We start from the raw sequence: 22,506 nt of genomic DNA on the forward strand, positions 1-22,506 counted from the left end.
TCGAGCTGATCACGCCGATCGCCATGGAGGAGAAGCTGCGCTTCGCCATCCGTGAAGGCGGCCGTACCGTCGGCGCCGGCGTCGTCGCCAAAATCGTAGAGTAACGGAGGCAGTTTAGGGGTGTAGCTCAGTTGGTAGAGCGGCGGTCTCCAAAACCGCAGGCCGGGGGTTCGAGACCCTCCGCCCCTGCCACCCTCTAGAAAGAGACAGATGGCCAAAACGAACCCACTCGAATTCCTCCAGGAAGTCCGCCAGGAAGCCAAGAAGATCACTTGGCCATCCCGGAAGGAAACGATGATCACGACCGTCATGGTCCTGATCATGGTGGTCTTGGCGTCCGTGTTCTTTCTCGTCGTCGACGCCATCCTGAAATGGGGCGTCGAGAAGATGCTGTTCGGGATGTGAGCCGATGACAAAACGCTGGTACATCGTTCACGCCTATTCGAACTTCGAAAAGAAGGTCGCCGACTCGATCAAGGAGCAGTCGGTCCAGAAGGGACTGGGCGAGCTGTTCGAGGCGGTGCTGGTGCCGACCGAAGAAGTCGTCGAGATCCGCCGCGGCCGCAAGTTCAAGAGCGAGCGCCGCTTCTTCCCCGGCTATGTGCTGGTGAAGATGGATTTGACCGATCAGGCCTATCACCTGATCAAGAATACCCCGAAGGTCACGGGGTTCCTGGGGTCGGACAACAAGCCGATCCCGATTACCGATGCCGAAGCCGCGCGCATCCTGAACCAGGTTCAGGAAGGGATCGAGCGGCCGAAGACTTCGGTCAGATTCGAAGTCGGCGAGCAGGTTCGCGTCGCCGATGGTCCGTTCGCTTCCTTCAACGGTCTCGTTGAGGAAGTGGACGAACAACGGGAACGCCTCAAAGTGGCGGTTTCCATTTTCGGCCGGCCGACGCCGGTCGAGCTCGAATACGGGCAGGTCGAGAAGCTCCGCTGAGCTGATCGCTTGTTCGTTAACGGTGGGAGGCATTGCGCCGGACCACTAACCTCAGCTGCCGTCCTTGGACGGCGAGGGAAAGCAAATGGCTAAGAAAGTAGTCGGTTACGTTAAGTTGCAAGTGCCGGCGGGACAGGCCAATCCGTCTCCGCCGATCGGCCCCGCGCTCGGTCAGCGCGGCCTGAACATCATGGAATTCTGCAAGGCCTTCAATGCGGCCACGCAGGGCATGGAGCCGGGCTCGCCGGTGCCGGTGGTCATCACCGCGTATCAGGACAAGTCCTTCACCTTCGAGATGAAGGCGCCGCCGGCGTCTTACTTCCTCAAGAAGGCGGCTAAGCTCAATGCCGGCTCCAAGGAGCCGGGCAAGGGCGCGCCGGTCGGCAAGGTCACGATGGCCCAGTGCCGCGAGATCGCCGAAAAGAAGATCAAGGGCATGAACGCGCGCGACATCGATGCCGCGGCGCGTGAGATTGCCGGTTCCGCCCGCTCGATGGGCATCGAAGTGGTGGGTGATTAATCATGGCCAAGATCGCAAAGCGTATCACGAAGAACGCCGACGGCCTCAATCGTGAGAAGTTCTACGGCCTCGGTGAAGCCGTGAAGCTGGTCAAGTCGCGCGCCAATGCCAAGTTCGACGAGACGATCGAAGTGGCGATGAATCTCGGCGTCGATCCGCGCCATGCCGACCAGATGGTCCGTGGCGTGTGCAACCTGCCGAACGGTTCGGGCCGCAAGGTCCGCGTCGCCGTCTTCGCCAAAGGCCCCAAGGCCGAGGAAGCGAAGAAGGCTGGCGCCGATATCGTCGGTGCCGACGATCTCTTCGAGATCGTCAACAAGGGCACGATCGATTTCGACCGCTGCATCGCGACCCCCGACATGATGGGTCTCGTCGGCCGTCTCGGTAAGGTGCTCGGCCCGCGCGGCATGATGCCGAACCCGAAGGTCGGCACGGTGACCATGGACGTCACCGCGGCGGTCAAGGCGGCCAAGGGCGGCGCGGTCGAGTTCCGCGTCGAAAAGGCCGGTATCGTCCAGGCCGGCGTCGGCAAAGCGAGCTTCTCGGCGGAGCAGATCGAAGGCAATGTCAAAGCCTTCATCGACGCCGTGATCAAGGCGAAGCCGCAGGGCGCCAAGGGTGCTTTCGTCAAGAAAGTGTCTATTTCTTCGACTATGGGCCCCGGCCTCAAGCTCGATATTGCGAGCCTGACGGCTACGGCCTAAACAAGTTTCCGGCTGGAAAGAGTATCCTTTTCAGCCGGTTAGCGGGAAATCTCAAAGTTTCCCGCGAACCTGTCCGAGATTGCTGGCGTGAGATTCGTCTCACTTAAAATCAACAGCCCGCATGAGATGGGTGTCAAAAAGATCAAAGTTCCCATTGGGAACCGCGATCAGTTTGAACCTTCGAGTCCTCCGCCACCCGGTTTCCGGATGCGTGGAGGGGACAGGCAAATGAGCGCCGCTTGAGCCTCATCTGCCTTGTGCAGTCGAGTTTCTGGCGGTTGGTCCACCGGCGCCTTCATCCTCGGATGAGGCGTCAACTTAGGAGAGAGCAAGTGGAAAGAGCTGAGAAGAAAGAGCTCGTCACAGCGCTCAACAAGGTGTTCCAAACCACCACTGTTGTCGTTGTGGCCCACAACAAGGGCCTCACTGTCAATCAGGTCAATGACCTGCGTGGCAAGATGGCCCAGGCGGGTGCGACCGTCAAAGTCGCGAAGAACCGTCTTGCAAAGCTTGCTCTGGATGGCACGCCCGCAGCCGGAATCAAGGACCTGTTCACCGGTCCGACCATGGTGGCTTACGCCGCCGATCCGGTCGCTGCGCCCAAGGTTGCTGCCGATTTCGCTAAGGGGAATGACAAATTCGTCATTCTCGGCGGCGCGCTCGGTCAGACGATCATGGACGCCGCTGCGGTCAAGGCCCTCGCGGAATTGCCCTCGCTCGACCAGCTCAGGGCAAAGCTCATCGGCATGATCCAGACGCCGGCCACCCGCATCGCGGGCGTGGTCCAGGCGCCTGCCGGTCAGCTGGCGCGGGTTCTGAACGCCTATGCCACCAAAGACAAGGCTGCCTGACGGCTCGCCTCAAGACTACCTGGTTCAAACTGATTGAAAGAGAGAATGTAAAATGGCTGATCTGTCCAAGATCGTTGACGAATTGTCGGCTCTGACGGTCCTCGAGGCCGCCGAGCTGTCGAAGCTTCTGGAAGAGAAGTGGGGCGTCTCCGCCGCCGCTCCGGTGGCGGTTGCCGCCGCGGCCGGCGCTGCCGCCGCTCCGGTCGAAGAGAAGACCGAATTCACGGTCGTTCTCGCCAAGGCCGGCGACAAGAAGATCGAAGTGATCAAGGAAGTCCGTGCGATCACGGGCCTGGGCCTCAAGGAAGCCAAGGACCTGGTCGAGGGCGCGCCGAAGCCTGTGAAGGAAGGCGTGAACAAGAAGGACGCCGAAGACATGAAAAAGAAGCTCGAAGCCGTGGGGGCTTCCGTCGAGCTCAAGTAATGACTATATCACGGGGTCCGGTGATGCGGACCCCGTGATCCATATACTGGTGTGATCAACAGCTTGCTTGAAACCCTTGAAATAGGGGTTTGAAGTAAGTTGTTGAATTGGCATGTAAAAGTTCACTTACGAAGGAAGAAACATGGCTGAAGCGCAGACTGTCGCAAGTCGCAAGAGGGTTCGTAAGTTTTTCGGTAAGAACGCGGAAGTCGCGGAAATGCCGAATCTCATCGAAGTGCAGAAGGAAAGCTACGATCAATTCCTGCAGGTCAAGGAACCTGCCGGCGGGCGGGCCAGCGAGGGTCTGCAGGCCGTCTTCAAGTCGGTCTTCCCGATCAGCGACTTCACCGGTCAGGCCATGCTCGAATTCGTCCGCTACGAGTTCGAACCGCCCAAATATGACGTCGACGAGTGCCAGCAGCGCGGCATGACCTTCGCGGCACCGCTCAAGGTGACGCTGCGTCTGATCGTGTTCGAAGTCGACCAGGACACCGGCGCCAAGTCGGTCAAGGACATCAAGGAGCAGGACGTCTATATGGGCGACATGCCCTTCATGACGTCGAACGGCACCTTCGTCGTCAACGGCACCGAGCGCGTGATCGTCTCCCAGATGCACCGCTCGCCGGGCGTCTTCTTCGACCACGACAAGGGCAAGACCCATTCCTCGGGCAAGCTGCTCTTCGCGGCGCGCATCATCCCCTATCGCGGCTCCTGGCTCGACTTCGAGTTCGACGCCAAGGATATCATCCATGTCCGCATCGACCGGCGCCGCAAGCTGCCGATCACCACGCTGCTTTATGCGCTGGGCTTCGATAGCGAGCAGATCCTCAACTACTTCTACAAGACCGTCTCCTATATCCAGACCAATGAGGGCTGGCGCACGGCCTTCGACCCGCAGCGTTACCGCGGCCAGAAGCCGATGGTCGACCTGATCGACGCCAAGACCAAGCAAGTCGTTGTCGAAGCCGGCAAGAAGATCACGCCGCGTCTCGCCCGCAAGATCGCCGAAGACGGCGTCACCGAGCTCCTGGTGCGCAACGAGGACCTCTATGGCCATTATCTGGCGGGTGAGCTGGTCGACGAAAAGACCGGCGAGATCTTCGCCGAAGCCGGCGACGAGATCACCGAGAAGCTGCTCAAGTCGCTGACCGAGGCCGGCTATTCCAAGCTCGTGGTCCTCGACATCGACCATATCAACACCGGCGCCTATATCCGCAATACGCTCAAGGCCGACAAGGTCGAGAGCTACGAGCAGGCCCTCATCGAGATCTACCGCGTCATGCGCCCCGGCGAGCCGCCGACGCGCGAGACCGCGGAAGCCTTGTTCAACGGCCTGTTCTTCGACTCCGAGCGCTACGACCTCTCGGCCGTCGGCCGCGTGAAGATGAATATGCGCCTCGAGCTCGACGCCGCCGACACGGTGCGCGTGCTGCGCCGCGAGGACATCCTCGCGGTCATCAAGACGCTGCATGAGCTGCGCGACGGCAAGGGCGAGGTCGACGACATCGACCATCTCGGCAACCGCCGGGTGCGCTCGGTCGGCGAACTCATGGAGAACCAGTACCGCCTGGGCCTGGTGCGCATGGAGCGCGCGATCAAGGAGCGCATGTCGTCGGTCGATATCGACACCGTCATGCCGCATGACCTTATCAACGCCAAGCCGGCGGCTTCGGCGGTGCGCGAGTTCTTCGGCTCCTCGCAGCTGTCGCAGTTCATGGACCAGACCAACCCGCTCTCCGAGATCACCCACAAGCGCCGCCTGTCGGCGCTTGGCCCGGGCGGTCTGACGCGTGAGCGCGCGGGCTTCGAGGTGCGCGACGTGCATCCGACGCATTACGGCCGCATCTGCCCGATCGAAACGCCGGAAGGCCCGAATATCGGTCTCATCAACTCGCTCGCGACCTATGCGCGGGTGAACAAGTACGGCTTCATCGAGACGCCGTACCGCAAGGTGGTCAACGGCAAGGTGACCGACGAGGTCATCTATCTGTCGGCCATCGAGGAGGGCAAGCACCACATCGCCCAGGCGAACGTGCTGCTCACCAAGGACGGCGGCTTCGAGGAAGAGCTGGTCGTCGCGCGTAACCATGGCGACGTGCTGATCGTGCCGCGCGAGAAGATCGACTTCGTCGACGTGTCGCCGAAGCAGCTCGTCTCGGTCGCCGCGGCGCTCATCCCGTTCCTCGAGAACGACGACGCCAACCGCGCGCTGATGGGCTCGAACATGCAGCGCCAGGCGGTGCCGCTGGTTCGCACCAACGCGCCGCTCGTCGGCACCGGCATGGAAGCCGTCGTGGCGCGCGATTCAGGCGCCGCCATCGCGGCGCGCCGCACCGGTGTCGTCGACCAGGTCGACGCCAAGCGCATCGTTATCCGTGCCACGGAAGAGACCGATCCGACCAAGTCGGGCGTCGACATCTACACGCTCGCCAAGTTCCAGCGCTCGAACCAGAACACCTGCATCAACCAGCGTCCGCTGGTGCGCGTCGGTGATCAGGTGAAGGCCGGCGACATCGTCGCCGACGGTCCTTCGACCGATCTCGGCGATCTCGCTCTCGGCCAGAACGTGCTCGTCGCGTTCATGCCGTGGAACGGCTACAACTTCGAAGACTCGATCCTGCTCTCCGAGCGCATCGTGAAGGACGACGTGTTCACCTCCATCCACATCGAGGAATTCGACGTGATGGCGCGCGACACCAAGCTCGGCCCGGAAGAGATCACGCGCGACATCCCGAATGTCGGTGAAGAAGCGCTGAAGAATCTCGACGAAGCCGGCATCGTCTATATCGGCGCCGAGGTGAAGCCGGGCGACATCCTGGTCGGCAAGATCACGCCGAAGGGCGAAAGCCCGATGACGCCGGAAGAGAAGCTTCTGCGCGCCATCTTCGGCGAGAAGGCCTCCGATGTCCGCGACACCTCGCTGAAGCTGCCTCCGGGCGTCTCCGGCACGGTCGTCGAAGTGCGCGTCTTCAACCGCCACGGCGTCGACAAGGACGAGCGCGCGCTCGCCATCGAACGCGAAGAGATCGAGCGCCTGGCCAAGGACCGCGACGACGAAATGGCGATCCTCGACCGCAACTCCTATGGCCGCGTGCACGACTTCCTGGTCAACAAGCCCGCCACCGGCGGACCGAAGGGCCACAAGCTCGAAGGCAAGATCACGCCGAAGAACCTGGAAGACATTCCGCGTTCGCAGTGGTGGAACATTGCGCTCTCGAACGAGAAGTCGATCGCCGAACTCGAGGCGATGAAGCAGCAATACGAAGAATCGAAGAAGCGCCTCGAAAACCGCTTCCTCGACAAGGTCGAGAAGCTGCAGCGCGGCGACGAGCTGCCGCCGGGCGTGATGAAGATGGTCAAGGTCTTCGTCGCGGTGAAGCGCAAGATCCAGCCGGGCGACAAGATGGCCGGCCGGCACGGCAACAAGGGTGTGGTGTCGAAGATCGTTCCGATCGAGGACATGCCGTTCCTCGAGGACGGCACGCATGTCGACATCGTGCTCAACCCGTTGGGCGTGCCGAGCCGCATGAATGTCGGTCAGATCCTCGAGACGCATCTTGGCTGGGCCTGCGCCGGTCTCGGCAAGCAGATCGGCCGGATGCTCGAAGTGTATCGCGAGAACGGCAAAGCCAAGCCGGTGCGCGATCACCTGCACGGCATCTACGGCAAGAACGAGGAGATCGATAGTCTCGACGACAGCCAGGTGATCGAGCTCGCCAACAATCTGACCAAGGGTGTTCCGATCGCCACTCCGGTGTTCGACGGCGCCCGCGAGGAAGATATCGCGCATCTGCTGAAGGAAGCGGGTCTGTCCACATCCGGGCAGGTCAGGCTGTATGACGGCAGGACGGGCGAGATCTTCGATCGTCAGGTGACGGTCGGCTACATCTACATGCTCAAGCTGCATCACCTTGTCGACGACAAGATCCATGCCCGTTCGATCGGTCCCTACAGCCTCGTCACCCAGCAGCCGCTGGGCGGCAAGGCGCAGTTCGGCGGCCAGCGCTTCGGCGAAATGGAAGTGTGGGCGCTCGAAGCTTACGGCGCCGCGTACACTTTGCAGGAAATGCTCACCGTCAAGTCGGACGACGTGGCGGGCCGCACCAAGGTCTATGAAGCGATCGTGCGCGGCGATGATGCGTTCGAGGCCGGCATTCCGGAAAGCTTCAACGTGCTGGTCAAGGAAATGCGCTCGCTGAGCCTCAATGTCGAGCTGCAGAACTCGCAGCAGCAATCTTAAATCTCGGGCAGGGCGGTCCGCCGCCCTGCCTCGAACTTCGTTTCGTCGCGTCCTGACATTCACCCTCGGCGGGGGAGGCTATCCCCGCAAAAAGGAGAACAGTGTCCATGAACCAAGAGGTCATGAACATCTTCAACCCGGCTTCACCGCCGCAGACCTTCGACCAGATCCGCATCTCGATCGCGTCGCCCGAGAAGATCCTCTCGTGGTCCTTCGGCGAGATCAAGAAGCCGGAGACCATCAACTACCGCACCTTCAAGCCGGAGCGGGACGGGCTGTTCTGCGCCCGCATCTTCGGTCCGATCAAGGACTACGAATGCTTGTGCGGCAAGTACAAGCGGATGAAGTACAAGGGCATCATCTGCGAAAAGTGCGGCGTCGAAGTCACACTGTCGAAGGTCCGGCGCGAGCGCATGGGCCATATCGAGCTCGCCGCTCCCGTCGCTCATATCTGGTTCCTGAAGTCGCTGCCCTCGCGCATCGGCATTCTGCTCGACATGATGCTGAAGGACATCGAGCGCGTCCTCTATTTCGAACAGTATATCGTGCTCGAGCCGGGTCTGACCCCGCTCAAGCCCTATAGCCTCCTGACCGAGAGCGAATATCTCAAGGCACAGGAAGACTACGGCGAGGATTCGTTCACCGCCGGCATCGGCGCCGAAGCCGTTCGTGAAATGCTGATGGCGCTCAACCTCGAGAAGCTGAAAGAGGATCTGCGCGAAGAGCTCAAGACCGCGACCGGCGATCTCAAGCCGAAGAAGCTGGCCAAGCGTCTCAAGATCGTCGAGTCCTTCCTCGAATCCGGCAACCGTCCGGAATGGATGATCCTGACCGTGGTTCCGGTCATTCCGCCGGAATTGCGTCCGCTCGTGCCGCTCGACGGCGGCCGTTTCGCGACGTCGGATCTCAACGATCTCTATCGCCGCGTCATCAACCGCAACAACCGTCTGAAGCGTCTCATCGAGCTGCGCGCGCCCGACATCATCGTGCGCAACGAAAAGCGCATGCTGCAGGAAGCGGTCGATGCGCTGTTCGATAACGGCCGGCGCGGCCGCGTCATCACCGGCGCCAACAAGCGTCCGCTGAAGTCGCTCGCCGACATGCTGAAGGGCAAGCAGGGCCGGTTCCGCCAGAACCTGCTCGGCAAGCGCGTCGACTATTCGGGCCGCTCGGTCATCGTGGTCGGTCCGGAACTCAAGCTGCATCAGTGCGGCCTGCCGAAGAAGATGGCGCTCGAGCTGTTCAAGCCGTTCATCTATTCGCGCCTCGACGCCAAGGGCCTTTCGGCCACCGTCAAGCAGGCGAAGAAGCTGGTCGAGAAGGAAAAGCCGGAAGTCTGGGATATCCTCGATGAGGTCATCCGCGAGCATCCGGTGCTGCTCAACCGCGCGCCGACCTTGCATCGTCTCGGCATCCAGGCCTTCGAGCCGGTGCTGATCGAAGGCAAGGCGATCCAGCTGCATCCGCTCGTCTGCGCCGCTTTCAATGCCGACTTCGACGGCGACCAGATGGCCGTGCACGTGCCGCTGTCGCTCGAAGCCCAGCTCGAAGCGCGCGTGCTCATGATGTCGACCAACAACATCCTGCATCCGGCCAATGGTCAGCCGATCATCGTGCCGTCGCAGGATATCGTTCTCGGCCTCTATTATCTGTCGATCATGCGGCAGAATGAGCCGGGCGAGGGCAAGGCGTTCGGCACGATCGCCGAGATCGACCATGCGCTGGCCCAGGGCGTCATCACGCTGCACACCAAGATCAAGGGCCGCGTCAAGGAACTGCACGCCGACGGAGAACTGCGGACGCGTATCGTCGAAACGACACCGGGCCGCATGAAGATCGGCGAGCTGCTCCCCAAGAACAAGGGCGTGACTTACGATCTGTGCAACCGGCTGATGACCAAGCGCGACATCTCCAAGATGATCGACGCCGTCTATCGCCACTGCGGCCAGAAAGAGACGGTCATCTTCTGCGACCGCGTCATGGGCCTCGGCTTCTTCAACGCCTACAAGGCGGGCATTTCCTTCGGCAAGGATGACATGGTCATCCCCAAGACGAAGGAGAAGTTCGTCAACGAGACGCGTGAGCTCGCCACCGAATACGAGCAGCAGTATATCGACGGCCTCATCACACAGGGCGAGAAATACAACAAGGTCGTCGACGCCTGGGCCAAGTGCACCGATCGCGTCGCCGACGAGATGATGAAGCAGATCTCGTCCGTGCAGATGGACAAGGAGACCGGCCGTGAAAAGCCGATCAACTCCATCTACATGATGAGCCACTCGGGTGCGCGCGGTTCGCCGGCGCAGATGAAGCAGCTCGCCGGCATGCGCGGCCTCATGGCCAAGCCGTCGGGCGAAATCATCGAAACCCCGATCATCTCGAACTTCAAGGAAGGCCTCACCGTTCTCGAGTACTTCAATTCGACGCACGGCGCCCGTAAGGGTCTGGCCGACACGGCGCTCAAGACGGCGAACTCGGGTTATCTCACCCGCCGTCTCGTCGACGTGGCGCAGGACTGCATCATCACGACGGAAGATTGCGGCACCAAATCCGCCATCACCGCGCGTCCGATCATCGATGCGGGCGAGGTCATTGCTTCGCTGGGTCTGCGTATCCTCGGCCGTACCGCGGCCGACGACATCAAGGATCCGATCTCGGGCGACGTCATCGTCAAGGCGGGCGACGAGATTCTCGAGCCGAATATCGAAGTGATCGAGAAGGCCGGTATCCAGGAAGCCCGCATCCGTTCGGTGCTCACCTGCGAAACCAAGTTCGGTGTCTGCGGCAAGTGCTATGGGCGCGATCTCGCCCGCGGCACGCCCGTCAATATGGGCGAGGCGGTCGGCGTCATCGCGGCGCAGTCGATCGGCGAGCCGGGTACCCAGCTCACCATGCGCACGTTCCATATCGGCGGCACGGCGCAGGTGCTCGATCAGTCCTTCGTGGAATCGAACCATGAGGGTGTGATCAGGTTCCGCAACAAGAACGTGGTCCGCGATTCGAACGGCAAGCTCATCGTCATGGGCCGCAACGTCGCCATCATCGTCGAAGACGGTAAGGGCAACGAGCGCGCCGTCCATAAGGTGACCTACGGCACGCGTCTGTTCGTCGACGAAGGCGACCAGATCAAGCGCGGCGTCAAGCTTGCCGAGTGGGACCCCTATACGCGTCCGATCATGACCGAAGCCGACGGCACGGTCGAGTTCGAGGACGTCGTCGAGGGCGTGTCGGTGAACGAAATCGCCGACGAGGCGACCGGTATCACCAACCGCGTGATCATCGACTGGCGCAGCAATCAGCGCGGTTCGTCGCTGAAGCCGGCCATCGTGGTCAAGGGTCCGGACGGCCAGGTCCAGAAGCTCGCCCGCGGCGGCGAGGCCCGCTATCTGCTCTCGGTCGACGCCATTCTCTCGGTCGATCCGGGCGCCAAGATGAAGGCCGGCGACGTTCTCGCGCGTATCCCGCTCGAGAGCGCCAAGACCCGCGACATCACCGGCGGTCTGCCGCGTGTCGCCGAGCTCTTCGAAGCGCGCAAGCCGAAGGACCATGCGATCATCGCCGAAATCTCGGGCCGCGTCGAATTCGGACGCGACTACAAGAACAAGCGGCGCATTCGCATCGTTCCGCAGGACGACACGATCGAACCGGTGGAATATCTCATTCCGAAGGGCAAGCATTTGCCCGTGCAGGAAGGCGACTTCATCGAGAAGGGCGAATACATCCTCGACGGCAACCCGGCGCCGCACGACATCCTGGCGATCAAGGGCGTGGAGGAGCTCGCCTCCTACCTCGTCAACGAAATCCAGGAAGTCTACCGGTTGCAGGGCGTGAGCATCAACGACAAGCACATCGAAGTGATCGTGCGCCAGATGCTGCAGAAGGTCGAAATCACCAATACCGGTGAATCGACCCTGCTCAATGGCGAGCAGCTCGACCAGGTCGAGCTCGACGACATCAACGACAAGCTGATCGCCGATGGCCGCAAGCCTGCTTCGGGCGTCCCGGTGCTGCTCGGCATCACCAAAGCGTCGCTGCAGACCCGCTCCTTCATCTCGGCGGCGTCGTTCCAGGAGACCACGCGTGTGCTTACCGAGGCTTCGGTCGTCGGCAAGATCGATACGCTCGAGGGCCTCAAGGAAAACGTCATCGTCGGCCGGCTCATTCCGGCCGGCACCGGCGGCATGCTCTCGCGCTTCAAGCAGGTCGCCGACCGGCGCGACACGCTCATTCTCGAGGAGCAGGCCAAGGGCACCGAGGTTCTGCCCGCCGCCGAATAATCGGCGCGCGACAATCCCAAATCAAAAGCCCGGCGGAGCGATCCGCCGGGCTTTTTCTTTTCGTCGAATTCCGCTGTTGTTCCGCTGTAAAAGAACAGCGGAAGAGCAGGGGATTTGCAGCGGATCTACAGGGATCTGCAGGGGGCGCGAAAAAACAGCGGATCGCCTGTCCCGGCCGTTTCAATTTCCAACTGCCACCGTTCAGCCCACGATAGCACGCGAAATCACTTCTCGCGCCGATGCGCCTCAGCGAGCTCGGCCAGGCTTTTGAAATGGAAATCGACCTTGGGCGGATTTTGGGGAGCAAGGTGGCGCCACCGCCCGCCTGACCGAAGCGCCGGTCGGCAGATTCCAACCTCCAGTTTTAGCAGTGAGCCACCCTAGCCTTCGCTTACGGGACGGACGCCTGGCGCTACTTAGTTCTGGAATAAGGTATCTAAATTTCTTACTTTAGGTCAAATATATCAGAACCGGTACAGCTTGGGGATGGGGATGGTAAGGGCACTCAAGGTTTTTGTTAGTTACTCAAGGCATGGCGATGAGGCCAAGAAGGTGAGGGCACTTGTTGACTGGCTCACCAATGTTAGTGGCAGCAAAATCAACTTCATTGTCGATAGCGAGCTGCGTTCGGACGATGATGTTTTTAAGTTCGAACGATCCATAAGTAGCTACTCTGCTGTGTTGGTGCTGGGCACACGAGAATACAAGAGAAAGGTGTTGTCCGGCAATTTTGGGGTCACGCGTGAGCTTCAGGCTATTGTCGCACGGAGAAGCGAAAGTGGGTTGAGGGTCCTGACTGCTATTATGGAGGCTACGCATTCTGAGGTATTTCCTGATGTGCTGGCTGGGCCGATTGCTAAAGACTTTGTCGGTCTTGGTTATGATCGGAACACAGGCCTAATCCCAGACCACATGAGAACAATGTTCCACGGTGCTGCGTCCACACTGGTCGAGGACTTGCTTGAACCCACGGTGCAGCCCCTTGATGACGAACTGACCGAAGACGAAATCCGTAGGAAACTGTTCTTCGAACAGAAGCACGAACAGACTGTGCTTCCGCCTGAAATCTTCAACAAGATCTTCGTTAAGACGTTAGCTTATACTGCCGCAGTAGAGACAGGCGCCTATCTGTTTATCGGCCGGAAGGGGAGTGGGAAGTCCTTTTTGACTGATTTCTTCACACGCAACTCAACGAGCAGCAGCGATATCCAAGTAGGAATACATCTGAGAGACTACGATCTTTCTAACATTTTTGCGCTTAAGGCATCTGTTCCGTTAGGGCCGAACTTTGAGGAGCATTTCTCTCAAGCGGACTTGCTTGAAGGGGCGTGGTCGCTAGCGATTGTGAGCGCCTCTGTTCTTAGTTTCTATGTGCGGGCGATCAATGGAGAAATACAATACGAGAATCATCGACTGGCGAATGTTGGTGAGTTTGCAGCAAAGTCGGAATGTATTGTCAGCTCAGATGCCGTTGGCCATCTTTCCGTAGACTACTGCAGATTATTAGATTGGTGTATCAGCAAGACCTATCATGTTGTGAACGCCGGGATAGCGAACCTCAGCAGTAAGTCCGATTATGACGCGGCAATCGTTTCCATTCCAAGGCTTTATAAGCCATCCAGTCTAGTTAGAGCGCTACTCGGTGGGCCGGCAATGAGCGAGATTGTTGAGGCATTCAATCGTACCAAGCCAAAATTCGTTCTGACCCTTGATGGGTTTGATTCGAAATTTGATCGTTTTAGAGCAAAAACACAATCTTCAGTATTTCTGATTGAGAAAAAGGAGGCCCGAAACAGATTTGAAATTGATTGGATTGCGGGTCTCATAGAATCGGTTGTTGCATTTGAATCTGCTGTGTCTGGAGGCATTTCCTTCATGAAGGGAAAGCTCCGGTTTCTGATTACGCTCCCCAAGGACCGATTTGCTGAGTTTCGAGGATATGACAGGGATGCATACCGCTTTCGCACGAAGCACGAAGAGATACGTTGGGGTGCCGATGAGCTAATGATACTCATTCGTAAGCGGTTAGAGGTTTATTTCGGGAGACAGGCACGCACGAAGTCGGCCTCTAAAGTGAGAGTTCCAGTTTATCAGGTATTCAGCGAGGCATTCTCCTGGATAGCCGAGGCTCCGTCATCGATTAGCTTCAATTTTCATGGCTCAAATGTTGAGATTGATACCTTTTCCTACCTCTTGCGCCATTCGTTTTGGCGCCCCCGAGATTTAATCCATCACATCGCTAAACTTCTATTGAGAGCGAATTTGGCGTATCGGACAGGGAGGCCCATCACCGGGGAAAAGCTTCGAGATATTGTAAGAGAAAGCTCAAAGGTCATCATTGAAGACGAGTTCTTAAAAGAATTTTCGACCATATTTCCTGAAATTCGTAAAGCAGTTCACGGGTTCAGAAAAGCTCAAATTGAGCTGAGTTATACATCTGTCCATTCTATCCTGGCCGATCAGGAGTATAGAATGTCGTCTGGTGACTTTCTTCGCGATACCGACAGCAAAATCGCGTTCCTGTTTGAGATCGGATTCTTGGGATGTGTTCTACCCGACAAGCTCGCGAAACACTTTAAAGCACCATGCAGAGAGATATTTTCATTTTCTGACAGGTTTGATGTGCTCAACCAGATCGAACGTGCTGATTGGCATGAATTCAAGTGGATTGTTCATCCAATTTTTTCGGAGTATCTGCAGTTGGATACCAGCGGTCCTGGTTTTCTATTGAATTATGACATCCACCGAATTCTGGACGATGAATGAAGTCGTGACTATCGCATGTCACTAGGCGAGACAGTCATCGCTTGGCCTTCTCAGCCCGATGCGCCTCGGCGAGCTCGGCCAGGCTCTTGAAATGGAAATCGACCTTGGGCGGGTTCTTTGGGAGCACGGTGGCGCCGCCGCCCGCTTGGCCGAAGCGCCGGTCGATCCAGGCGCGCGCGAGGCCCGCTTTCTCCGCCGGCACATGGTCGTGATGCAGGCTCTGCGCCGTGTGCAGGATATCGGCCTTGCCGATACCGAGCTCGGCATCGAGATGCGCGAGCAGGAAGGCGAAGTTGCGCGGATCAGGCTTGTAGGAGCCGACATCCTCGGCCGTATAGATCGCGTCGAAGGCGACGCCGAGCTTGCGGTTGCTGGTGGCGAAGCTGGCACGGTCGACATTCGACAGGATGACGAGCTTGAAGTGGCGCTTGAGATAGGCTAGCGCCTCGGCCGAGTCCGGAAAGGCCGGCCAGTCCGGCACCGAGGCGCCAAAGCGTTCATGCAGATCGGAATGGACGGCGACGCCCCAGGCCTTGGCGAGGCGGGCATGAACAGTGGCGAGCAAAGTGGAGTAACGCAGCGACGGCGTCTCGAGCTCCTGGTCGGTCTCGAACCGGCCAAAGTGATTGAGGGCTTCCTCACGCGCAATGGTCAGCCCGCCCGCCGAAAGCAAGGGCTGCAGCGCATTCCAGATGCCGGTCTCCCAATCGATCAGCGTGCCGTAGCAGTCGAAGGTCAGGGCCTTGAACTGAGTGAGTTTCATCTGTCGGTCCTCCATGATTGCCGGACAGACTAGCGAAAATCGATGCCCCTGTGATGAGCCGAAGCTCCGGCGGACTTAGCCGTTTCTGCGGAATTCGGTCGGCGTCACCCCGAAGCGCTGCTTGAACAGGCGGTTGAAGGACGAGACATTCTGATAGCCGAGATCATAGGCGATCGCGGAAACCGGATCGCGCGTGCCGGTCAGCCGGTCGACGGCGCGGTCGAGCATAAGAGCGAGCCGGTGCTGCCTGGGCGAGCGTCCGGTCGTAGCGCGGAAGAGGGCATGGAACTGGCTTTGGCCGAGGCCGGCCTCGCGCGCCATCGCGGCCACGCCGCCATCGGCCAGAGAGAGCACCGCCGCGATACGCGCATCGGCACGTGGCGCGGGCGCCGACGGCTTGACGAGCCGAAGACCGGTCAGCGCCAGGCTTGCCGCATCCTGGGCGCGGCGCCCGTCGGTGGCGACCTCTTCACTGAGCAGACTGAACAGCCGCCACAGAAACGGGTCGACCGGTGTGACGATGGCCGAGGGCAGATCGCCGGCGATGTCGCCGCGCTCGACATCGAGCACCATGAGACGGCAGTCCGCGCTCGGCACGAAATCATGCTCGTGACCCTCGGGGATGACGGCGATGCGGTGGCTCGACACGACATCGCTTTTGCCTTCGATGTCGAGCCGCATGGCGCCCCGCATCGGGAAGAGGACCTGGACGAAGTCATGGGCGTGGCGGCCACCGCCTTTATATTGCCGGATCTCGAGCTGGGCGGACATGAGCGAGCTCTCCTCTTACCAATAGGCGGCGATGCCCTGGACGCCTGACAATACGGCCAGGCCGGCGAGCAGCACCAGCACCCATTTGCGGAAGACCTGCGGATCGGCGTTCTTGAAGCTTCGGGCGCCGACCCAGATCCCGATGACGAGCGCGGGCAGGAAGATAAGCGCCAAAGTGACGGAATTCCAGCCGATCAGGGCCTCGCGGCTCATGAAGGCGAGGCCGATGAGATCGGTCATCAGGAAGAAGGCGATGAGCGAGGCGCGGCCCGCGACATTGCCGGCGGGGGAAGCGAAATAGAACAGGATCACCGGCGGTCCGCCAATGCCGAAGGCGCCGTTGAACAATCCCGAGGCGATGCCGACGCCGCCCGAAGCCGCCGTGCCGGGCATGGCTTTCAGGACAAAGCCCCGTCCCATCAAAAGCGTGACGACGAGGACGAAGATGGCAAGGGCGATCTGCATCGGCGGTGCGGGCACATTGGCAAGGAGCCAGACGCCGAGCGGCGTGCCGATGATGCAGCCGATGATGAGCGGCGCCAGCGAGCGCCAATGGATGTCCTTCCAGATGCCGGGCAGGAGATGCAGGCTGGCGGCGATCTCGAGCATGAAAACCGCCGGGATGAAGGTCTGCGGCGGCATCAGCAGCGACAGCGAGGTGATGACGAGAAGCGAAAAGCCGAATCCCGAATAGCCGCGCACGATGGCGGCCAGGAAGACGAACAGCGAGCCTAGCCCAAGAGTCAAAAGTGACATTGGCGCTTTTCTTGATTCAGTATCCCGCAAAGCAGCGGTCGAGCGCTTCCTCGACCCAGGCGACATCCTCGAGCTTGATGCACATCGGCGGCACCATGCGCAAGATGTTGCGGTTAGCGCCGGACTTCGAGACGACGATGCCATTCTCGCGCGTCTTCTCGAAGATCTCCGCCGTCTCCTTGGTCGCCGGCGTCTTGCTGCGCCGGTCGCTGACGAGCTCCACGGCCAGCATCAGCCCGTGCGAGCGCACCTCGCCGATGATCTCGTATTTCTGGTGCAGGCGGTCGAGCACGGCTCTCAGCGCCGCGCCCACGGTCTTGGAATTCTGCTGCAGCTTCTCGTCGTCGATCACCTTGAGCACCGCGCGCCCGGCCGCGCAGGCCATCGGGCTCGCGCCATAGGTGTTGAAGAAGAACTTCTTGGCCAGGACCTCGGCGACGTCGCGGCGCGCCACCACGGCGCCGAGCGGGAAGCCATTGCCGATGCCCTTCGCCATCACCACGATTTCGGGCAGCACGTCGTGATGCTCGAAGCCCCAGAAATTATCCCCGGTGCGGCCGAAGCCCGACTGCACCTCATCGACGATGAGGACGCCGCCGGCGTCTCGCACCTTCTTCGTCGCCGCCTTGAGATAGCCCTTCGGCAATTCGACGATGCCGCCATAACCCTGGATCGGCTCGACGATGAAGCCGGCGAGCGTGCCCGGCGTGGCGAACTGGATGGTGCGGTCGATCTCGGCCAGATAGGCGTCGGTGTCGTCGCCGAAGATGCCGCGATAGGGATCGGGATTGGCGATGTGGTGGACACCGCCGAGGAGGGGCACATTGTGGCGGAAGCCCGAGATGCCGGTCAGCGACTGGGCGCCGATGGTGGCGCCGTGATAGGCATTGCGCAGCGCCAGCATGTCGATATTGCCGGTGAAGCTCTGCGCCATGATGAGGGCGAGGTCGATCGCCTCGGTGCCGCTATTGGTGAAATGGACCACCCAGTCCTGGCCCTTGGGCATGCGGGCGGCCAATTCCTCGGCGAAGTGCGCCGGCACCGGGTGATAGAACATGGTGGTGCAGTGCTGGAGCTGGCGGATCTGCTCCTCGACCGCCCGGGTGACGGTCGGATGGGCATGGCCGACCGAGATGCAGACATTCATGCCGAGCAAATCGAGATATTTCCGGCCGGCCTCGTCCCACAGATATTGGCGCTCGCCGCGCGCAAAGATCAAAGGCGTCTTATAAGGAACGAAAGCCCGCTGCGAGGCGGCGTAGAACTTGTCGCGGCGCCCGATGATCGCCTCGGTCGACCAGTCGATATCGAGATCCGCCATGCGTCACTCCTGTCCAGTTTCTGTTTCGCTCCGGGCAGTCTTTCAGATTCAGGAGATGACGCTAGCACCAATTCAGAAATAGAAACGGGGCCATACGGCCCCGCCTCTGGCATTGCCCTTACGGAAATTGTGATCAGTTCGTCGTGGCGAGGGTGCGCTCGGGTTCGATCAGGCCGATGAGGGCACCGGCCGAATCGGCCACCACGGCCAGCTTGCCGACGCCCGGCACAATGGCGGAGGACCGCATGACCTCGCCGCCTTCGCGCAACGTGTCCTGCTCGGCCTTCTCGATATCGGAGACACTGAGATAGGTCATCCAATGCGAGGGAATGTCGGAGAATTGCGGGGAGGTCAGCTCGAAGATGGCGCCGACCGGCTTGTTGTCCTTGCGGGCGATCCAGTAATTGCCGCCTTCGGGAAGGGCGGTCTCGTCAAATTTCCACCCAAGGGTCCGACCATAGAAGGCCAAAGCGATTTCAGGCTCCCAGGTATTGAGTTCGTGCCACCAAGCGGGCTGGGCCAGCATCATCGATTATTCTCCCTCTCGAATGTCTGGTTTCGCCGTCCGAGAGTGATCATGGTGGGGGGAAGGGGCGAGGATATGGCGCGATTGAGGCAATGTCGCGCCTGGGTTGATTCTCCACAACTTCGCGCCCGGCGCCCGAATCGTCATGCCGTGGACGGCCGACGACGGGCATTCCGGGGCATTCCAGTGGTGGGAAACGGCCGGAATCGCAACCTTCGGGCGAGTTCTGTAGGCCCGGACGCCGTTTCAAGCCCTGTCGGGTCCGGAAACTGCGTCATCTTAGCGAAATTATCTTGCTTCGAGGGGTTGACGGGGTGGGGGTACGCCAGTATGTTCCGCTCGTTTTCAGGTGGCAGGCAGTAGGCGCTTCACGCTCCTAAACGCTGGCGGAAAACACACTTTGAACATTCAAGGTCAAGACCACAAGCCCTGCTGGCTGTGGTCCTCTGGTTTTGAGGCGTTGTGCACCTTCATGAGCCGGGTGCATCAGCGCTTTTGGTCATGTGCGATGTGAACCATCGCTCGGGTTCAGATAGTTTTGCGAAGGTAGAGACAAGGCCCTATGCCGACGATCAACCAGCTCATCCGCAAGCCGCGCTCCGCGCCCACGTTCCGGAGCAAGGTGCCAGCGATGCAGGCATGCCCGCAGAAGCGCGGTGTGTGCACGCGCGTCTACACGACCACGCCGAAGAAGCCGAATTCGGCTCTCCGCAAGGTGGCCCGTGTCCGTCTCACCAACGGCTTCGAAGTCACGAGCTACATTCCGGGCGAAGGCCATAATCTGCAGGAACACTCAGTCGTCATGATCCGTGGCGGCCGTGTGAAGGACCTCCCGGGTGTGCGTTATCACATCATTCGCGGCGTGCTCGATACCCAGGGTGTCGTGAAGCGCCGTCAGCGCCGGTCGAAGTACGGCGCCAAGCGTCCTAAGTAAGGGGAGATCAGAGCCATGTCGCGCCGTCACCGCGCAGATAAAAGAGAGATCAACCCGGATCCGAAGTTCGGCGATCTCATCGTATCCAAGTTCATGAACAACTTGATGTATGAAGGCAAGAAGTCGGTCGCCGAGTCGATCGTCTACGGCGCCTTCGACAAGATCCACGTCAAGACCAAGCAGGATCCGCTCGGCGTCTTCCATCAGGCGCTCGACAATGTCAGCCCCGCGATCGAAGTGCGCTCGCGGCGCGTCGGCGGCGCCACCTACCAGGTGCCGGTCGAAGTCCGCACCGAGCGCCGTCAGGCCCTGGCGATCCGCTGGATCATCATCGCCGCCCGCGCCCGCAACGAGAACACCATGATCGATCGCCTGTCGGGCGAACTCATGGACGCCGCAAACAACCGCGGCACCGCCGTCAAGAAACGCGAAGACACCCATCGCATGGCTGAAGCGAACCGCGCCTTTTCGCACTATCGCTGGTAGCCCTGAGGAACTGAGATCATGCCCCGCACGCACGCCATCGAAGACTATCGCAATTTCGGCATCATGGCCCACATCGATGCCGGAAAGACGACGACGTCCGAGCGTATCCTTTACTACTCCGGCAAGAGCCACAAGATCGGCGAAGTCCATGACGGCGCCGCGACCATGGACTTCATGGAGCAGGAGCAGGAGCGCGGCATCACCATCACGTCGGCCGCCACGACCACCTACTGGAACGGCAAGCGCCTCAACATCATCGACACGCCCGGCCACGTCGACTTCACCATCGAAGTCGAGCGTTCGCTGCGCGTCCTCGACGGCGCCGTATGCGTGCTCGACTCGAACCAGGGCGTCGAGCCCCAGACCGAGACCGTTTGGCGCCAGGGCGACAAGTACAACGTGCCGCGCATCGTGTTCTGCAACAAGATGGACAAGACCGGCGCGTCCTTCGAGCAGTGCATCAAGGACATCAAGGAACGTCTCGGCGCCAAGCCGGTTCCGATCCAGCTGCCGATCGGTGCTGAATCCAATTTCAAGGGCATCATCGATCTCGTCCGCATGAAGGCGGTGATCTGGGAAGAAGAATCCCTCGGCGCCAAGTTCAATGACGCGGAAATCCCGGACGACCTCAAGGACGCTGCTGAGACCGCGCGCGCCGAAATGATCGAAGCCTGCGCCGAGCTCGACGAGCAGGCGACCGAGGACTTCCTCAACGGCAAAGAAATCTCCAACGAGACCATCAAGAAGCTGCTGCGCAAAGCGGTCGTCACCGGCGCCTTCTTCCCGGTGCTGTGCGGCTCGGCCTTCAAGAACAAGGGCGTTCAGCCGCTTCTCGACGCGGTCGTCGACTATCTGCCGTCGCCGCTCGATCGCCCGGCGATCAAGGGCATCGACGTCAAGACCGGCGAAGAGACGGTGCGCAAGTCTTCCGACTCGGAGCCGCTGTCGCTTCTCGCCTTCAAGCTGATGGACGACCAGTACGGCATCCTGACCTTCTGCCGTCTCTATTCGGGCTCCCTGACGAAGGGCACCTCGCTTCTCAATTCGACCCGCGAGAAGACCGAGCGCGTCGGCCGCATGGTTCTCATGCATGCCAATATGCGCGAAGAAATCTCGGAGGCCTTTGCCGGCGATATCGTCGCCCTGGTCGGCCTCAAGGACACCCGCACCGGCGACACGCTGTGCGATCCCAACAAGGCGGTGATCCTCGAAAAGATGGATTTCCCGGATCCGGTCATCGACATGTCGATCGAGCCCAAGACCAAGGCCGATCAGGAAAAGATGGCGATCGCGCTGTACAAGCTGGCGGCCGAAGATCCTTCCTTCCGCGTTTCGACCGACAGCGAGTCCGGCCAGACCATCATCAAGGGCATGGGCGAGCTTCATCTCGACATCAAGGTCGACATCCTGAAGCGCACCCACAAGGTCGAAGTGACCGTCGGCGCGCCGCAGGTCGCCTATCGCGAGACGATCACCCGCGCGGCGGAAGTCGATTACACCCATAAGAAGCAGACCGGCGGTACCGGCCAGTTCGCCCGCGTCATCCTCGAGATCGAGCCCAATGAAAAGGGCGCCGGTTACGAGTTCGAGTCCAAGGTCGTCGGCGGCACGGTTCCGAAGGAATTCATCCCCGGCGTCGAAAAGGGCATCAACTCGGTCATGTCTTCTGGCGTGGTCGCCGGCTTCCCGGTGCTCGACGTCAAGGTCTCGCTGACCGACGGCGCCTATCATGAAGTCGACTCTTCGGCGATCGCCTTCGAAATCGCGGCGCGTGCCGCGATGCGGGAAGGCCTGCAGAAGGCCGGTTCGGTTCTGCTCGAGCCGATCATGAAAGTCGAAGTCACCACCCCTGAGGATTATCTCGGCGGCGTGATCGGCGATCTCAATTCGCGTCGTGGCCAGATCATCGGCACCGGCAACCGCGGCAACGCGCAGATCGTCAATGCGATGGTGCCGCTCGCCAATATGTTCGGCTACGTCAACAACCTGCGCTCGATGAGCCAGGGACGCGCCAGCTACACGATGCAGTTCGACCACTATGAGCAGGTGCCGACGGCAGTTGCTCAGGAAGTCCAGAAGAAATTCGCTTAACAGTTTAAGACCAAAGACGGAGTAGTCCGATGGGCAAAGAGAAATTCAACCGCGACAAGCCGCACTGCAATATTGGCACGATCGGCCATGTCGATCATGGCAAGACGTCATTGACGGCTGCGATCACGAAGGT

19 protein-coding genes and 1 tRNA gene are annotated in these 22,506 nt (G+C 60.3%); 15 read left to right on the top strand and 5 right to left on the bottom strand.

Translation table 11 applies throughout. The features are described from left to right. The 11 genes from JHL16_RS04525 to JHL16_RS04575 form a co-directional block, all read left to right on the top strand. On the top strand, positions 1 to 104 hold a 104-nt coding region (locus JHL16_RS04525), incomplete at its 5' end, for an EF-Tu C-terminal domain-related protein (RefSeq protein WP_200183715.1). 12 nt (positions 105 to 116) lie between these two features. Continuing rightward, positions 117 to 192, top strand: a tRNA-Trp gene (locus tag JHL16_RS04530). A gap of 18 nt (positions 193 to 210) precedes the next feature. Continuing rightward, entirely contained in the window at positions 211 to 405 is a 195-nt protein-coding gene (gene secE, locus JHL16_RS04535) for a preprotein translocase subunit SecE (RefSeq protein WP_200183716.1), read from the top strand. Between the two features lie 4 nt (positions 406 to 409). Continuing rightward, the gene (gene nusG / locus JHL16_RS04540) at positions 410 to 943 is read left to right on the top strand and encodes a transcription termination/antitermination protein NusG (RefSeq protein WP_200183717.1); all 534 of its coding nucleotides are present in this window, start codon (positions 410 to 412) and stop codon (positions 941 to 943) included. Positions 944 to 1,028: 85 nt separating this feature from the next. Then, positions 1,029 to 1,463 carry a 50S ribosomal protein L11 gene (gene rplK, locus JHL16_RS04545; protein WP_137860353.1) on the top strand — a complete coding sequence of 145 codons (435 nt, stop codon included), beginning with the start codon at positions 1,029 to 1,031 and terminating at the stop codon, positions 1,461 to 1,463. Positions 1,464 to 1,465: 2 nt separating this feature from the next. Next, positions 1,466 to 2,167: a 50S ribosomal protein L1 gene (gene rplA, locus JHL16_RS04550; RefSeq protein ID WP_137860352.1), complete on the top strand. Its 702-nt coding sequence runs from the start codon at positions 1,466 to 1,468 to the stop codon at positions 2,165 to 2,167. Between the two features lie 332 nt (positions 2,168 to 2,499). Then, a complete protein-coding gene (gene rplJ, locus JHL16_RS04555; protein WP_137860351.1) occupies positions 2,500 to 3,018 on the top strand; it encodes a 50S ribosomal protein L10 in 519 nt (172 codons plus the stop codon). A gap of 52 nt (positions 3,019 to 3,070) precedes the next feature. After that, positions 3,071 to 3,442, top strand: a complete 372-nt coding sequence (gene rplL, locus JHL16_RS04560; protein ID WP_137860350.1) for a 50S ribosomal protein L7/L12 — start codon at positions 3,071 to 3,073, stop codon at positions 3,440 to 3,442. 142 nt (positions 3,443 to 3,584) lie between these two features. Beyond that, positions 3,585 to 7,682 carry a DNA-directed RNA polymerase subunit beta gene (gene rpoB / locus JHL16_RS04565; RefSeq protein WP_200183718.1) on the top strand — a complete coding sequence of 1,366 codons (4,098 nt, stop codon included), beginning with the start codon at positions 3,585 to 3,587 and terminating at the stop codon, positions 7,680 to 7,682. A gap of 107 nt (positions 7,683 to 7,789) precedes the next feature. Further along, positions 7,790 to 11,959, top strand: coding sequence for a DNA-directed RNA polymerase subunit beta' (rpoC, locus tag JHL16_RS04570; RefSeq protein ID WP_200183719.1), 4,170 nt, complete (start codon positions 7,790 to 7,792; stop codon positions 11,957 to 11,959). Between the two features lie 492 nt (positions 11,960 to 12,451). Beyond that, on the top strand, positions 12,452 to 14,725 hold the full coding sequence (locus JHL16_RS04575) for a P-loop ATPase, Sll1717 family (protein WP_200183720.1): 2,274 nt from the start codon (positions 12,452 to 12,454) through the stop codon (positions 14,723 to 14,725). Positions 14,726 to 14,759: 34 nt separating this feature from the next. Here the strand turns inward: JHL16_RS04575 and JHL16_RS04580 are convergent, their stop codons facing one another. The 5 genes from JHL16_RS04580 to JHL16_RS04600 form a co-directional block, all read right to left on the bottom strand. Then, a complete protein-coding gene (locus JHL16_RS04580; RefSeq protein WP_200183721.1) occupies positions 14,760 to 15,488 on the bottom strand; it encodes a haloacid dehalogenase type II in 729 nt (242 codons plus the stop codon). 75 nt (positions 15,489 to 15,563) lie between these two features. After that, complete coding sequence (locus JHL16_RS04585) at positions 15,564 to 16,259, bottom strand: helix-turn-helix domain-containing protein (RefSeq protein ID WP_200183722.1); 696 nt, start codon at positions 16,257 to 16,259, stop codon at positions 15,564 to 15,566. Between the two features lie 15 nt (positions 16,260 to 16,274). Next, a complete protein-coding gene (locus tag JHL16_RS04590) occupies positions 16,275 to 17,015 on the bottom strand; it encodes a sulfite exporter TauE/SafE family protein (protein WP_200183723.1) in 741 nt (246 codons plus the stop codon). Positions 17,016 to 17,031: 16 nt separating this feature from the next. Then, entirely contained in the window at positions 17,032 to 18,336 is a 1,305-nt protein-coding gene (locus JHL16_RS04595; protein ID WP_200183724.1) for an aspartate aminotransferase family protein, read from the bottom strand. A 133-nt stretch (positions 18,337 to 18,469) separates the two neighbouring features. Then, positions 18,470 to 18,865 carry a VOC family protein gene (locus JHL16_RS04600; RefSeq protein WP_200183725.1) on the bottom strand — a complete coding sequence of 132 codons (396 nt, stop codon included), beginning with the start codon at positions 18,863 to 18,865 and terminating at the stop codon, positions 18,470 to 18,472. Between the two features lie 559 nt (positions 18,866 to 19,424). On the opposite strand from JHL16_RS04600, the gene rpsL reads away from it, so the two are divergent. From rpsL to JHL16_RS04620, 4 genes are all read left to right on the top strand, one after another. After that, positions 19,425 to 19,796, top strand: coding sequence for a 30S ribosomal protein S12 (rpsL, locus tag JHL16_RS04605; RefSeq protein ID WP_119393165.1), 372 nt, complete (start codon positions 19,425 to 19,427; stop codon positions 19,794 to 19,796). 15 nt (positions 19,797 to 19,811) lie between these two features. Beyond that, positions 19,812 to 20,282, top strand: coding sequence for a 30S ribosomal protein S7 (gene rpsG / locus JHL16_RS04610; protein ID WP_137860342.1), 471 nt, complete (start codon positions 19,812 to 19,814; stop codon positions 20,280 to 20,282). Positions 20,283 to 20,300: 18 nt separating this feature from the next. Further along, complete coding sequence (fusA, locus tag JHL16_RS04615) at positions 20,301 to 22,373, top strand: elongation factor G (protein WP_200183726.1); 2,073 nt, start codon at positions 20,301 to 20,303, stop codon at positions 22,371 to 22,373. A gap of 29 nt (positions 22,374 to 22,402) precedes the next feature. Then, positions 22,403 to 22,506 (top strand): GTP-binding protein (locus JHL16_RS04620; protein WP_246770761.1); only part of this gene is annotated, 104 nt, incomplete at its 3' end.

Origin of the sequence: Taklimakanibacter albus, from assembly GCF_016595235.1 — a bacterium.
In the GTDB taxonomy this organism is placed as follows: domain Bacteria; phylum Pseudomonadota; class Alphaproteobacteria; order Rhizobiales; family Aestuariivirgaceae; genus Taklimakanibacter; species Taklimakanibacter albus.